This is a genomic window from Haloprofundus marisrubri (assembly GCF_001469955.1).
Lineage (GTDB): Archaea > Halobacteriota > Halobacteria > Halobacteriales > Haloferacaceae > Haloprofundus > Haloprofundus marisrubri.
In genome coordinates this window covers 140,818-155,356 of sequence record NZ_LOPU01000018.1, presented here as the reverse complement: position 1 = coordinate 155,356, position 14,539 = coordinate 140,818, and the positions used below count along the sequence as shown (strand labels likewise).

13 protein-coding genes are annotated in these 14,539 nt (G+C 65.3%); 6 read left to right on the top strand and 7 right to left on the bottom strand.

Annotated features, from left to right (window positions below; translation table 11 throughout):
• Positions 1-59: 59 nt before the first annotated feature.
• A complete protein-coding gene (locus tag AUR64_RS06485; protein ID WP_058581136.1) occupies positions 60-1,889 on the bottom strand; it encodes a S9 family peptidase in 1,830 nt (609 codons plus the stop codon).
• A 282-nt stretch (positions 1,890-2,171) separates the two neighbouring features.
• Here AUR64_RS06485 and AUR64_RS06480 point away from each other — a divergent pair, with 282 nt between their 5' ends.
• Together AUR64_RS06480 and AUR64_RS06475 are read left to right on the top strand one after the other, a co-directional pair.
• A complete protein-coding gene (locus tag AUR64_RS06480; protein ID WP_058581135.1) occupies positions 2,172-5,183 on the top strand; it encodes an FG-GAP repeat protein in 3,012 nt (1,003 codons plus the stop codon).
• Between the two features lie 77 nt (positions 5,184-5,260).
• Complete coding sequence (locus AUR64_RS06475; RefSeq protein WP_058581134.1) at positions 5,261-6,316, top strand: glycosyltransferase; 1,056 nt, start codon at positions 5,261-5,263, stop codon at positions 6,314-6,316.
• A gap of 53 nt (positions 6,317-6,369) precedes the next feature.
• Here the strand turns inward: AUR64_RS06475 and AUR64_RS06470 are convergent, their stop codons facing one another.
• Together AUR64_RS06470 and AUR64_RS06465 are read right to left on the bottom strand one after the other, a co-directional pair.
• Complete coding sequence (locus AUR64_RS06470) at positions 6,370-7,068, bottom strand: plastocyanin/azurin family copper-binding protein (RefSeq protein WP_058581133.1); 699 nt, start codon at positions 7,066-7,068, stop codon at positions 6,370-6,372.
• Between the two features lie 237 nt (positions 7,069-7,305).
• Complete coding sequence (locus AUR64_RS06465; RefSeq protein ID WP_058581132.1) at positions 7,306-8,352, bottom strand: M42 family metallopeptidase; 1,047 nt, start codon at positions 8,350-8,352, stop codon at positions 7,306-7,308.
• A gap of 124 nt (positions 8,353-8,476) precedes the next feature.
• On the opposite strand from AUR64_RS06465, the gene AUR64_RS06460 reads away from it, so the two are divergent.
• A complete protein-coding gene (locus AUR64_RS06460; RefSeq protein ID WP_058581131.1) occupies positions 8,477-8,740 on the top strand; it encodes an MTH865 family protein in 264 nt (87 codons plus the stop codon).
• A gap of 45 nt (positions 8,741-8,785) precedes the next feature.
• Here AUR64_RS06460 and AUR64_RS06455 read toward each other — a convergent pair whose 3' ends face one another.
• Entirely contained in the window at positions 8,786-9,034 is a 249-nt protein-coding gene (locus AUR64_RS06455) for a hypothetical protein (protein ID WP_058581130.1), read from the bottom strand.
• A gap of 73 nt (positions 9,035-9,107) precedes the next feature.
• Between AUR64_RS06455 and AUR64_RS06450 the strand changes: the two genes are divergently transcribed.
• Positions 9,108-9,707, top strand: coding sequence for a J domain-containing protein (locus AUR64_RS06450; protein WP_058581129.1), 600 nt, complete (start codon positions 9,108-9,110; stop codon positions 9,705-9,707).
• Positions 9,708-9,742: 35 nt separating this feature from the next.
• Here AUR64_RS06450 and AUR64_RS06445 read toward each other — a convergent pair whose 3' ends face one another.
• Entirely contained in the window at positions 9,743-10,531 is a 789-nt protein-coding gene (locus AUR64_RS06445; protein ID WP_058581128.1) for a DUF7839 domain-containing protein, read from the bottom strand.
• 71 nt (positions 10,532-10,602) lie between these two features.
• On the opposite strand from AUR64_RS06445, the gene AUR64_RS06440 reads away from it, so the two are divergent.
• Together AUR64_RS06440 and AUR64_RS06435 are read left to right on the top strand one after the other, a co-directional pair.
• On the top strand, positions 10,603-11,379 hold the full coding sequence (locus tag AUR64_RS06440; RefSeq protein WP_058581127.1) for a metallophosphoesterase: 777 nt from the start codon (positions 10,603-10,605) through the stop codon (positions 11,377-11,379).
• Between the two features lie 75 nt (positions 11,380-11,454).
• Positions 11,455-12,552, top strand: coding sequence for a glycerol dehydrogenase (locus AUR64_RS06435; RefSeq protein WP_058581126.1), 1,098 nt, complete (start codon positions 11,455-11,457; stop codon positions 12,550-12,552).
• Positions 12,553-12,584: 32 nt separating this feature from the next.
• Here the strand turns inward: AUR64_RS06435 and AUR64_RS06430 are convergent, their stop codons facing one another.
• Together AUR64_RS06430 and AUR64_RS06425 are read right to left on the bottom strand one after the other, a co-directional pair.
• Positions 12,585-13,358, bottom strand: coding sequence for an iron-sulfur cluster assembly protein (locus tag AUR64_RS06430; RefSeq protein ID WP_058581125.1), 774 nt, complete (start codon positions 13,356-13,358; stop codon positions 12,585-12,587).
• Positions 13,359-13,441: 83 nt separating this feature from the next.
• On the bottom strand, positions 13,442-14,497 hold the full coding sequence (locus AUR64_RS06425) for an amidohydrolase family protein (protein ID WP_058581124.1): 1,056 nt from the start codon (positions 14,495-14,497) through the stop codon (positions 13,442-13,444).
• Positions 14,498-14,539: the final 42 nt, after the last annotated feature.

Sequence of the window (14,539 nt, the reverse complement as noted above, 5' to 3'; positions counted from 1 at the left end):
GAGGTCGGCAACGGGCCGTCACTCACTCTCTGGACGGACTTACCCCGCTTCGAGAGCGCTCAGGCAGGCTTGCCCGGCTTGCCGACGTGTTCGTCGAGGAACTCCACGATGGCGGCGTAGGCCGTCTTACGGTTTTCGAGCTTCGAGAAGCCGTGGCCTTCGTCGTCGAAGATGAGTTCGCGCACCGGGACGCCCTGTTCGCGCGCCTGTTCGACGATTTGGTGGGCTTCGCCGACGGGCACGCGCGGGTCGTTCTCGCCGTGGAGAACGAACAGCGGGGCTTGAATCCGCTCGATGTGGTTGATAGGTGAGATGGATTCGAGGAACTCCCTGTCGTCTTCGAGACTACCGTACTCGGCTTCACGGAGTTCGCGCCGCCACTCGCCGGTGTTTTCGAGGAACGTCACGAAGTTGGCGATGCCGACGATGTCGACGGCGGCGGCCCACAGTTCGGGGTACTCGGTCACCGACGCGAGTACCATGAACCCGCCGTAGGAGCCACCCATGGCGACGATTCGGTCGGGGTCCACGGACGGGTGGTCGTGGAGCCACTCGACGGCCGCTTTGATGTCCTGCACCGAGTCCATCCGATTTTCCACGTCGTCGAGGTGGCCGTAGGCTTTCCCGTAGCCCGCCGAGCCGCGGACGTTCGGCTCGAAGACGGCGTAGCCGTGGTTGAGCAAGAACTGCTTGACGCCGTTGAACGACGGCCGGCGTTGGGCCTCCGGGCCGCCGTGGATGTCGACAACCACAGGGGTTTTCGACTCGTCGCCGGCGCGTTCGGGAAGCGAGAAGAACGCCGGAATATCGCGGCCGTCGAACGTCGGGTAGTGGACGAGTTCGGGTTCGACGAACGTGTCTCGGGGGATGCCCGCCGTCGACGCACGGGTCCACCGCTCGGTCTCACCCGTCTCCACGTCGACGACGTGGACGTTCGTGTTGTCGGTGCTGCGCGTCGCCGTGATGGCGAACGTCTCGGCGTCGGGGCCGAAACTGACGCCGCCGGCGACGCCTTTCGGCAGGTCGGGGTCGGGCAGCGGGTCGATGGTGTCGGGCCCGTCGAGCGTGCCGACCGAGAGTTCGGTGTAGCCGTCGGCGTTGCGCGAGTAGACGATGCGGCCCGTCTCGTCGTCGACGGCGACGCCGTCGATGTTCCACTCCTCGTCGGCGACGACGACGCTGAACTCGTGTGTATCGAGGTCTAGACGCGCCAAATCGAGCGTGTCGCTGTTGCGGTCGGTCGTGAGATAGAGGCTCTCGCCGTCGGGAGCCCACTCGACGCTCGTGTAGCGGACGTTCCCCTCGTGCGGCGTCACGTGTCCCAGTTCGCCGGTTTCGAGGTCCAACACCGAGACGTCCATGTCGAAGTTCGAGTACGCCTCGTGGACGATGAGCCGAGAGTCGTCGGGCGACCAGCCGCCGACGTTGAGCCACCCGCTCCCTTCGTGGACGAGCGTGGCGTCGTCACCGACCTCCTCGCGGCCTTGGACGTAGACGTCGAAAACGGACTCGTCGCGGCGGTTCGAGGTGAACGCGAAGCGCTCGCCGTCGTGGCTCCAACCGCCCCAGCGGTGTTTGGCGTCCGGCATCGCAGTGAGGTCGGTGATTCGGCCGTTGGCGACGTTCAACAGGTAGAGCTGTTGGCGCTCGTTGCCACCCTCGTCCATCCCGAAGACGAGTTCCGGCCGCTCGGGCGACCACGAGACGAAGGTGACGCGTTCTTCGTAGAACGTGTGCTGTTCGGGCCACTCGCCGGCCGCGCCGACGCTCCACACCTGCGAGGTGCCGGTCGTGTCCATCAGGAAGGCGATTCGCTCACCGTCGGGACCGAACGACCCACCGCCCGCGCTGCGGACGTTGAGGTACCGCTCGATGTCGTAGGTCTCCATAGCTCGGTGTCTGCCGCTCGAACCAAAACGATTCGCCTCGCGGAGAGGTGCAACCAAAGATTTCGGCGTGGTTTCGCTGTGTCTGCGCCGCGACCCCGCGCGACTCGGCCGCGACTCCACCGGACCGTCCGAGTCGTCTCCATCAGTCGACAGTTCGACCGGGCATCCATCTCCACCGAATAGTCGCGTACGCGGCACTCTCGCAGGGGCTATCCGAAACACGACGAGATTTACTGTTGGTTGTTAACAAATAACAATCGTACCTGTTCTCGACCGATTCACATGCGCACATCTCGACAGCGGAACCCAGCGAGTTACGCCGTCGTCGCGGTCGTAGTGGTGCTTCTCGCCGGAACCGTGTACGCGGGTGTCGGCCCGCTTGCAGCCTCCGGGTCGCAATCGCAGACGTTGCAACCACCGGACGCGACGACGGAACCGACGGCGGCACAGCAGACAGACGACCCGTTCGGCGGAACCGTCGAAGGTGACCGGAACCTCTCGACGGCGAACACCACCATCGTCGGGCAGAACGTGACCGACCGCGCCGGGTGGCGCGTCGTCCCCGCCGGCGACGTGAACGGCGACGGCGAAGGTGACCTTCTCGTCAGCGCACCGCGGGCCGACCGAGGTAACGCGACGAACGGAACGCCGAACGTCGGCCCCGACGCGGGTGCAGTGTACCTCTTCTACGGACCGGTCGACGCCGAGCGACTCAACGTCTCGGAGGCGAACGCGACGTTCGTCGGCGTCGAGGCGGGTGACCTCGCCGGGTCGAGCGTCGCCGCGGGCGACGTCGACGGCGATGGCCTGAGCGACGTCATCGTCGGTGCACCCGGCGCGAACGGCAGCACAGGGGCCGTGTATCTCAGCTACGGTTCCGAGTCGCTGTCGGGTGTCGTCTCGCTTGCGGACGCCAACGAGACGGTCACCGGCGCATCGACGGGCGACGCGTTCGGGTACTCGCTCGCGGTAATCGGCAACGGCAGCGACGAGTTCGCCAACGCGACGAACGCGACGGCGGTACTCGTCGGCGCGCCGTTCAACGACAGCGTCGCTACGAGAGCGGGTGCAGCACACTCGTTTGACACCTCGGCGCTGGCGGCGGGCGCGTTCGAGAACGCGACGGAGGCGAACGCGACGTATCTCGGCGAGGGGAGAAACGACCGGGCCGGATGGGCGCTCTCGCCCGCGGGTGACTTCGACAACGACAGCCGAGTCGACGCTCTCGTCGGCGCTCGCGGGAACAACACGAGCGACGGCGCGCCCAACGCCGGGGCCGCGTACGTCGTTACCGACGGACTCGGGGTCGATGCCGAAGACGGCGAGAACGGCGAACGCTCGCTGTCGAACGCGACGCTCAAACTCGGCGGCGTGGGCGAGGGTGACAACGCCGGCTTCGCCGTCGCCGACGCGGGTGACGTGAACGCCGACGGCCTCAGCGACGTGGTCGTGGGTGCGCCCGGAAACGACACGAACGGGTCGAACGCCGGTGCCGCGTACGTCGTGTTCGGTGCGGAGAGCGAGGACGACGATGACGACGAGCTAGAAGTGCGTTCGTTGGCCGACGCGAACGCGACCCTCTACGGTGCCGGGTCCGGCGACCAAGCCGGGTGGTCTGTCTCCAGTGCCGGGTCCGGCGACGTGAACTGCGACGCGTTCGACGACGTGCTCGTCGGCGCGCCCCGCAACGGCACGAGCGGGTCGAACACCGGTGCTGCGTACCTCGTCTACGGCGGCGAAACGCTCGCGGGTCCGCAGAGTCTTACGGACGCGAACGCGACGTTCCGCGGCACGAGTCCGAACGACCGCGCGGGCTTTTGGGTGTCTGACGCCGGTGACCTCGACGGCGACGACAGAGAGGACATCCTCGTCGGTGCACCGTACGCCGACGGCGACGACTCCGGTCCGGGTGCCGCGTACGTGATTCAGGGGCGCTGTGAAGTCGAACAACCGCCGGCACCCGCGGATGGTGACGACTCTGACGGTGATGGGGCCGACGGTAACGATGGTGGCGCTGGTGACGGCGACCAACCGCGCGACGTACCGTCGGTGCAGTCGGTGACCGCGGAGTCGCTCGACTGCGAGCAGGTGCGCTTCAGCAACCCGAACCGCTTCGCGGTGAACGTCAGCTACACCGTCGTCTACGACACCGAAGGCATCCCGAACGCCGAAACCGAGTACGTCGTTCTCTCGCCGGGCGAGACGCGACTCGTCGACGACTCGGCTATCGGCGCGGACTCGTTCAACCAGTCGACGATACGCGTCACCGCCGAACGCGAGGGCGGTAACACAGAGCGAGTGCCGGTGAACGACGGCCAGACAGCGACGCTCGACGGCATCCGATGCGGCGGGTTCCCGAACGTCAACGCCACCGCCGTCGACTGCGGACAGTTCGTGCTCGAAAACCCGAAACCGTACGAGGTGAACGTCACGTACGAAATCATCGTCGAGAACTCGTCGGTGGCGGTCCGAAACATCACGCTCGCGCCGAACGAGACGCGCGTAATCAACGACAGCGAACTCTCGCCGCCGACGCCGAACGCGAACGTCGTCGTCGAACTGACCGCCGAACGAGTCGACAACGGGGCTGTCGTCTTCGTCAACGGCAACGAAGCCGAGTCGGTACAGGTGACGCCGTGCCCACCCGAGATACAGTCCGTCACCGTCGTCTCGGCGGCGTGCGAGGAGTACACCATCACGAACCCGAACAACTTCTCGGTCAACGTCTCCGTCACGCCGAACCTCGACGGACCGCCGACTCAGTTCGTCGAAGTCGGACCGAACGGGTCGGTGACGATAACGAACGCTGAACCGGCCGACACGCGGTTCTCGGCGTATTCTGATGAAATCGACTCGCGCGTGCCGGTCAACGGCGACGAAACTGCCGACGTGACGGTAGCGGAGTGCCCCGAGACGGAAACGCCGAACGGAACACCGAACGAGACGACGACGAACACGACGACGAACACGACGACAGAGACGGAAACGGCGACTGAGACGACAACCGAGACGGAAACGGAGACAGAGACCGAACCCACGACTGAAACTGAAACGCCAACAGAAACGGAGACGGACACGCCCACGGAGACCGATACTGAGACGCCCACGGAAACCGATACTGAGACGCCCACGGAAACGGACACCGAGACACCGACCGAAACCGAACCGGAGACGGACACAGAGACACCGGTAGACCGACTCGCCTCTACGTTCGGTGGTGCGCCCGGTATCCTTCCGTGGGTCGTCGGGGCGGCGGTGTCTGTGTTGATGCTGCGTCGGCGTCGACACCGCTGAGACGACTAGTCCTCTCGGTCGTCTTCCTATCGGTCGAATGGCATGGATTTTTATCACCACCCGACATTCCGCTTCGTATGCGTGTCGCGTTCGTCTCGATGCTCACGACGCATCACGAGGAGACTCCCGCAACCCGACGAACGCGACGAACGATTCGATTCCTCCAGAACAACGGTCACGAAGTCGCGGTGCTCTGTGCGCAGTGGTGGGGCGGTGACGTCCCCGAGTTCGAACACGAGGAAATCACGTACCGACGGGTCACCGAGGAACCCTCCGCACGCGGGTTCGCCTCGAAGTTGCCGTTCGCCCTGCGAAAGGTCGGCGCGGACGTGATTCACGCGGCGAACCGACCGCCCGGACAGGTCGCCGCCGCGAAAACCGCCGGTCGATTTCTCCGGACGCCCGTCGTCGTCGACTGGTGGGACGACACCGGCCACACTCGCTCGGGGTACCGCCGCGCCGCCAAACGCGCGGATTTGGTCGTCGCGCCGTCGCAGACGGTGAAAACACAGGTCAGAGAGTACGGCGCGTCGGAGAGCGACATCGAAGTCGTCCCCGAGTGTATCGACACGTCGCTCGTCGACGAAGTCGACACCGACGAACGCGCGCAACTGGTGTACGCACGCCGCCTCGACGAACACGCCAACGTCGAGTCGTTTCTACTCTCGCTGGCGGAACTCCGCGACAGGGACTGGTCGGCCGCCGTCGTCGGCGACGGTCCGGAACGTGAACGCGCCGAGCGAACCGCCCGTGACCTCCGCATCGACGACCGAGTGACGTTTCTCGGCGCACTCTCGGACGCCGACCTCGTCTCCGTGTTGAAAGGCGCACACGTGTTCGTCCAGACGGCCGAACGCGAACCGTGCGCCCGAAACCTCCTGTGGGCGCTCGCCTGCGGCTGTATCAGCGTCGTGGAGTATCAGGTCGGGTCGAGCGCGCACGAACTCGTCGAAGGCCGCGAGCGTGGGTCGCTCGCAACGAGTCCGCAGGAGATAGCCGAACGAATCGCCGCCGCCGGCGCGTTCGACCACTGGACGGTCGACGAATCGTTCAACGAGTACGACTGCGAGAACGTGCTCGGTCGGTACGTCGACTGTTACGAGCGGGTCGTCGACGGGTACGGGCTGTTCTGACCGTCGGAAAGAAAAGCGAAGAGAAGCGAACCGAATCGCGTTTGCGCGGGTGTTTACGACTCGTAGTCGCCGCCGTACTTGATGAAGAAGTAGCCGAGGCCGAGCGTTGCGACCATCGAGAACGTCGTTGCGACGCCGATGGACTTCGCGCTGTCGGGCACTTCGGGCGCACCGCCGCCACCGCCACCTTCGCCGCCGCCACCACCGCCGGCGTCGGGCGTGACCTCGATGGTTCCCTCCATCCCGGCGCTGGCGTGCGGTTCGCAGACGTACGTGTACGTCGCCTCCTCCTCGAAGGTGTACTCGTACGTGTGACCCTCGTCGTAAATTTCGGTCTCTCCCCAGTCGCCCTCCTCGGGAACGACGTTGTGACCGTTGGAGACCCACTCGAAGACGACCGTCGTCCCCGGTTGAATGGAGAGTTCCGCGGGGTCGAAGGCGAGACCGTCGCTGCCGGCACCGACTTGGACCGTCTCGGTTCCGCCGCCACCGCCGCCGGAACCGCCGGCGGACTCGTTCCCGGCGGACTCGTTTCCGGAGGACTCGTTGCCCGCGGACTGATTGCCCATCGACTCGTTGCCCATGGTTTCGTTGCCAGCGGTCGTGTTGCCCGTCGCGTTGCCCGACGACTCGTTGCCGGCGGTTCCGTTGCCGTCCTCCTGAGCGGCCGCAGTCGTCGCCCCCGCCGCCGCCGCGGTCGCACCGGCCGCCGCCCGGAGGAACGTGCGCCGCGAGATAGCGTCCTTGCTCATGGCTCGGAGTTAGAAACGGGCGGTAGTGAATACTTTGGTTCGCCCCCGCCCGCGATGCGGAGATTCATATCCGAAAACGGGACCATCGCGGCCGTGCGCTGAGCGCTGTCGCGGTCGAACGAGGCAGGTGTGCGGCCCACCGACCGCGGAGACGACGAGAAATCGACGAAAAACCGACCGACGGGCCGCCTGTTCGCCATCTACTGCCGGACGCATCTTACCCGGAGAGCGGCGCGTTCAGAGCGTGTAGTCGTGCTCGCCCGTCTCCGTCTCCAAGAACGCCGTCAGCAGGTCGATAGTCGCCGACACGTCGTCGACGTGGGCACTCTCGGTTACCGTATGGAGGTAGCGCGTCGGAATCGAGATAGCGCCGACTGGCTTCGCGCCGTGGGTGTTCTGGAACCCGGCGGTGTCCGTGCCGCCCGCCGGGAGAATCTCCAGTTGGTACGGAATCTCTTCGTCCTCGGCGACCGAGCGGAGTCGACGGTGGACCTTCGGGTTCGTGATAACGCTCGAATCTTTCAGTTTGATAGCCGTCCCGTCGCCAAGTTCGGTGACGTGGTCGGCCTCGTCGAAGCCGGGAACGTCGTTGGCGACGGTCACGTCGAGTGCGACGGCCAAATCTGGGTCGAGGTCGCCGCCGAGCGCCGTCGCCCCGCGGATACCGACTTCCTCTTGGACCGTTGCGGCGAACTGAATCGTCACGTCGGGGTTCTCGATGCGCCGGGCCGCCTCCAGCATCGTGAACACGCAGATGCGGTCGTCGAGCGCTTTCCCGGTGACGTGGTCGCCGAGTTCGACCGTCGTCTGGTCCATCGTCACGATGTCGCCGCGGGAGACGCGTTCACGAACGTCGTCGCCGGAGAGGCCGAGGTCGACGTGGACGTCTTCGACTTTGTCCTTCTTCTCTCGCTGTTCTTCGGAGAGCGTGTGCGGCGGGACCGAGCCGATGACGCCCGGCAGGTCACCGTCTTCGGTGTGAACGTTCACACGCTGGGCGCGGAGAACGCGCGCATCGAACCCGCCGAGGGGGTCGAGTTGGAGGAATCCCTCGTCGGTGATATGTCTGACCATGAAGCCGATTTCGTCCATGTGGGCCGCGATAGCGACAGTGTAGTCGCTCTCGCCCTCGATAGTGCCGACGACGTTGCCCATCGCGTCGGAGGTGACGTGGTCAGTGCTGGCTTCGAGTTCACGTCGAACGATGTCGCGGATACGGTCCTCGTAGCCGGGGACGCCGCTCGTCTCCGTGAGCTCCTGTAGTAGGCTGAAGTCGAAATCCATGCTGGGTGGTGACCGACCCGGGGGAAAAACACACGGGTCCCGGCGGTCGATGCCGTGAAACAACTCACAACGCGTTCTTCATGGTTCCGGAACGTTTTTGCGCCGGATACGTCCATGGGTAGCTATGGCAGACGAATCCACCGAAGCCGAACTCCGCGCGCAACTGCAGGAAGCGTTCGAGGGCGCAGACTACCCCGTCAAAAACCAGATGGACCTCGTTCCCGCACTCCCGAACGGTCCGGGCACGCGCTTCGAGGCCGGCGACGTGAGTTTCACCGCGATGGAGATGGCGGCGAAACTCGGTAGCCACCAGGACTTCCCGTACGACGACGCCGACAGCCTCGTCAACGACGTGATGGAAGGCCTGCGCGCCGAAGGGATGCTCTAAGCTGCGGAACTCTCTCCTTCGTTTTTCGGCCGCCGAGCGACGCGTTCAGTCACCGCGCCGCTCCCGACCGTGTTCTTCGCAGAGCAGTTCGCCCGCCTCGGAGTCGAGATAGAACGCGTCGCCCGCTTCGATAGCGCGTCCGCAGACCGAACAGCCGTCGTCGTGTCGAAGGAAGTACTTCCCCTCCGAACGGCCGGTTTCGAGACGGTTGGCTTCGACCGCCGGTCGGGTGAGGCCCTCGCCGATTTGTGTTCGGTCGGGTCCGTCGGCGGCCTCGAGTCGGATGATAGGCACACGCCGGCTACGACGGCGGTCCTCAAAGCTTCCGGGGCGAGCGATTCTTAACGACTCGCGTCCAACCACGAGTGTGCTTTCGGAGTGGCTCGCTCTCTTCCCCCCGTGGCTACTCGTCGGCCTCCTCCTCGGCGTGGTAGCGTCGGTGTTCGTCGCCGGCGTGTTCGTCGTCGGCGGACGACTGTTCCCGACGGCCCCTGTCGACGAGAGCGAGAAAATCGACGGAACGACGCGACGGCGGAGCGAGATTCGTGAGTATCTCCGAGCCATCGGCGAACCGTTCGCCGAGGACCACCCGGTTCACGGACAGACTGTCGCGTTCTACTTGCCCTCCCGAGACGTCGCTATCACGTTCAACGCACAAGCGTACTTCCGCATCGAACGCGCGGGCACGTACGCCGTGCTCTGCGAACACGAAATGCCGGGTGCGCAACTCGGCCGGCGACTCCCGTTCGAGGTGCCGAAACTCGAACCCGAACTGGCCGACTTGGACGACCCCATCGCCGAGGCGTTCGAGCGCCTCGGTCTCCCGGCGACGGCCAGCGCCGACGACGTGAAGGCGGCGTATCGCTCGGAGGTGAAGGGCGCACACCCCGACCACGGCGGGAACGAAGCCGAGTTCAAGCGCGTCCGCGAGGCGTACACGACGGCGAAAGACCACGCCGAGGCCTGAGAGAGCGAGAAAGCGAGAGAGAGAGAGAGTGAAAATCAGCGAGCGTCGAGTTCCCGAACTTCGTGAGAGATATCCTCGTCACGGAGGGCGTCGGTCACTCGCCCGACGGCGTCCATCGTGGCGACGACCAGCACGGACTGCCCGCGCGCGGCGGCGGCGGCGGCGACTTCGCCCGCGGCGACCGTGACCGCAGGTTCGGCCTCGGCCGAGCGGAGTGCAACGGTCGCTTCGACCCCCGCGGCGACGACTACGTCAGCGTCCCCACAGAGTTCCGAGAGCGCATCGGCGTCGACGGCCCGACTGCCGCCGGTCCGAACTGCCGGAACCTGTACGACGGTGACCTCACCGGTGTCCATCTCGATAACGCCCTCGAAACCGGTGACGCCCACGTCGGTGCCCGCTTCGGCGTCCGTCGTCGCCACGCCCGTCGCCGGCCCTTCGTCGCCGGGTGTCGCGTGGAGCAACCCGCTACGAATCGACAGCGAGACTGCGTCGCCGCGTTCGACGTCGTCGGTGGCGACGGCGGCGTCCTCTTGGACGCTCTCCAAGACGTCTTCGGTGACGTGTTCGGCGTAGCGTCGCAGCGACTTCGCCTCCCGGAAGAGCCAGTCGACGCCCTCCTTGGTGACGCGGTAGCGCGAGCGACCCTCCTTGTCGACGAACCCCTCGTCGACGAGTTCGCGGATGTACTCGGAGACGGCTTGGCTGGTGACGCCGACTTCCGAGGCGATTTCGCCCTGGCTCACCGCGGGTTGTCGGTCCGCGATTTCGACGAGAATGCGGAATCGCGTGGCCGTGCGTTTGTCCTGCAGGGCGTCGCTCATGCCGTCAGGGTAGACCGGCGGCGTGAAAAAGTCACCGTCGCGGCCGCGACACACCCGGAAGCAGTAGCGATATGCCCGCCCCGTCCGTCGCCTCTTGCGTGCCCGGGTTCGTCGTCGCCTCCCGCTCGGTCTTCCTTCCCGAAAGCGAGACGCTCGTCGTTTCCGACCTCCACATCGGCCGCGACGAAGCGTCCGACGTCGAGTTTCCGTTGGGCGAGCGTGCGGACCTCCGCGAGCGCCTCACCGCGTTGCTCGACCGATTTTCGCCCGCGGAGGTGGTGTTCGCCGGCGACGTACTCCACTCGTTCGGCCGCGCGTCGGTTGCGACCAGAGAAACGCTCGGCGAACTGACCGACGTTTGTCGCAAGCGGGGCGTCCGGCCGGTTCTCGTCGTCGGCAACCACGACACGATGCTCTCGTCGGTGTGGGACGGACCGCTGTACGACGAGTATCGGCCCGGTGGCGGGAACGGCGAGGGCGGCGGAGGCGGCGGGGACGACGGAAACGGAGGCCCCACCGCGGACGTACTGGTCTGTCACGGCCACGAGGAACCCGACGGCGACGCCGACTGCTACGTCGTCGGCCACGACCACCCGACCATCGACATCGAAGGACGGCGCCGACCCTGTTTTCTCTACGGACCCGAAACCTATCGGGTGAGCGACGTGCTGATGCTGCCGGCGTTCAGCCGTCTCGCGCCGGGTGTCGAGATAAATCGGATGTACACGCGGGACTTCCAGTCGCCGCTGGTCACCGACGCCGACGCGCTTCGACCGCTGGTGTACGACGAGGACAGCGAGGAAACCCTTCGGTTCCCGCCGCTCGGGAAATTCCGGCGGATGTTGTGAGCCAACATTCGGTAGCGCAGAACGTCACTCCCGACGGAGCGAACTGGTTTACCGTTCTTCGTTGGCCTCTCGATTATGGCACGAGTGTTCAAATCACCAGCCAGCTACGTACAGGGCGCGGGCGTCGCCGAAGAACTGGGCGAGTACACCGCGGAGTTCGGCGAGTCGGCACTCCTTCTCGCCGACGAAATCGTTCTCGATATCGTCGAAGAAACGGCCACAGCGAGCCTCGAAGACGCCGGTATCGACCTGTCGACCGTCACGTTCGAAGGTGAGGCTTCGGAGACGGAGATAAGTCGTGTGACCGGCGAAGCCGAGCAGCGAGAGGTCGACTTCATCATCGGCGCGGGCGGTGGAAAGACGCTGGACACCGCGAAGGCGGTCAAGGACGAGGCGAACATTCCGGTCGTCTCGATGCCGACCGTCGCGTCGACCGACGCGCCGACGAGCAGCCTCTCGGTTATCTACAGTGAACACGGCGAGTTCGAGCGCTACCGATTCTACTCGTCACATCCCGAACTCGTGTTGGTCGATACGCGACTCGTCGCGGAAGCCCCGACGCGGTTTTTCGTCTCCGGCGTCGGTGACGCGCTGGCGACGTGGTTCGAGGCCGACGCGACGTACCAGTCGACCGGGACGACCATCTTCGGGGAGCGACCGACGCGCAGCGGTCACGCCCTCGCTGAACTCTGCTACGAGACGCTCCGCGAGCACGCGCTCTCGGCGGTGCAGGCGGTCGAACGCGACGCAGTGACAGAGAGCGTCGAAGCCGTGACGGAGGCGAACACGCTGCTGAGTGGGTTGGGCTTCGAGAGCGGTGGACTCGCAGCGGCACACTCGGTTCACAACAGCCTCACGCAGTTGGAGGCAACACACGACGCGACCCACGGCGAGAAAGTGAACCTCGGAACGTTGACGCAACTGGTCTTGGAGGGAAAACCGGACGCCTTCGTCCAAGACATCGTCGGGTTCTCCGCGGAAGCCGGACTCCCGGTTACGCTCGAAGAAATCGGTCTCGACGACCCGAGTCGCGACGAACTGGACCGCGTGGCTGAAGCCGCCTGCGTCGAAGACGAGACCATCCACAACGAACCGTTCCCGGTCGAGCCATCGATGGTCCGCGACGCGCTATTGACCGCCGACGCGCTGGGTCGGCAGGTTCGAGACCGGTAGCGAAGACGAAGGGGGTGTCAGCGTGCCACGGCTCAGTCCGCACTCTCGGCTTCGCGCGAGCGCTGGCGTTTTCGGGACTCGTGTAACTTTCGGGACTCGTGTAACTGCGCGCAGACGCCGCCCTGCCCCCGCATGTTCACCGACGCCAGTCGTCCACGGCGGCGAACGAGGTCGAAGTCGTCGACCGGAATCGGGTCGCCCTCCGGCGTTCGGAACAGCGGTCCCGAGTCGAGGTCGACGCCGACCGACTCGGCTTTCTCGACGTAGTCGACCACCGAATCGCGCGGCACGCAGAGTCGTACCGCGCCGTCGGCGACCGAGACGATGGCTCGCTCGCTCTTCGGACCGTCCGGGTCGAACCGCACGTCGTCGGTCGTCAACGAGACGAGTTGCCCCGGCGTCGCACCCGCATCGAGCAGTGCGTCGAGCGCGCGGTGCTGGCGGACGATTCGGGCCTTCTCGTCGAGTTCCTGTCGGACTGCGTCGAGGTCACCGTCGGCGTCGTCGAACGCCTCGTCGAACGGACGGTCGTTGTTTATCCCGTCAGTAAGTTCCGACTCGTGGACGTGGTCTTCGAGGACGACCCGGGCGCGTCGGATGCCCGGTAGCGACTCGACGGCCGCACGCGCATCGGTCATCATGAGCCACGCGAACGCGGGCGAACACCACGCTGTCGGCAGCGAGAGGTGAACCGTCGCTCCGCCGTCGCAGGGGACGTCGTCGAGGTCGATATCGGTGATGTAGTCGAGTTCGACGATAGAGCGGTCGAGTTCCGGGTCGGTGACGTCGTCGAGAGCGTTCAGCACAGCCCCGCGGCGCGGCGTGACCGCGCTCGTAGGGGGCGACGTAGCGTCCGATGGAGCGTCGCCCGTCGGAGAGACACCCGACATTAGTCTGCGGTCGCGTCCGCGGCGTAGTCGTCGCCCAGTCCGAACTGCTCGGAGATGGCGTCGGACTGGAGCGCTTTTTTCTTCTCCTCGATGTCGATGTCGTAGAGTCCGGCGGCGTTCTCACCCATCACCTTCTTCATCACCTCCGTCGTGAGTTCGACGCCGTACTCGTCGCGCTGGGCGGGTGTCAGTTCGGCCTCCATCACCAGTTCGACGAGCCAATCGGGGTTCCACAGCGCGTAGTCGCTCCCGAACAGAATACGGTCTTCACCCAGCCAGTACAGCAGTTCGCCCATTATCTCGCCGAACTTGCGCGGTCGGTTCTGGACCATCGGCGCGGCGACGGCGAGGCCCCCGTAGACGTTCGGTTCCTGTGCGCCAATCCAGCAGAAGTCGTCGAGTCGTGGGAGACCGACGTGCTCGACGATGAAGTTCAGTTCCGGGAAGGAGGTGGCCGCATCGTCGACGTCGGCCACGTCGAACGCGTCGCGGTTCAGCGGCCGAATCGTCGGCCCTTTGTGTGCGTGGATGTTTTCGACACCTAAGTCGCTGCACTTTTCGAGGAACTCGAACGTCTCCTCGTCGTCGAGTCGCCACCCCTTCGAGTCGCCTTTCCACTCCGCCGTGTAGAGCTTCACCCCGTCGACGTCGTACTCCTCTTTCTGTCGTTCGAGTTCTTCCTTGCCCGCCTCGCCGTCGCGCGGGTCGAACCGGCCGTTGACGATGAACCGCTCGGGGTACTGGTCGACGAGTTCGGCGTTGTCGTCGACGGTGTTGAACCCCTCCTTGTAGAACTCGTGGAGATGTGTCGGTTGGAAGATGGCCATGTCGACTGCGCCGTTGCCGAACAGGTCTTCGACCATCCGGTCGGCGCTGTACTTCCGATACTCTTCGAGCGTCCACTCGCGGTCGTCGGGCGTGAAGCCGGTGTGGTAGTCGTAGAAACAGCGGATGAACTGCTCGCCGCCGTCGTTCTTGGTGTTTTCCTCGCTCGCATCCCAGTGGTGGACGTGTGCGTCGACGACGAACACGTCCTCACCGCGTTGTCGGTACATGCAGATTGTGGTTTGGGAACATACTACATTATCTTTCGTTAT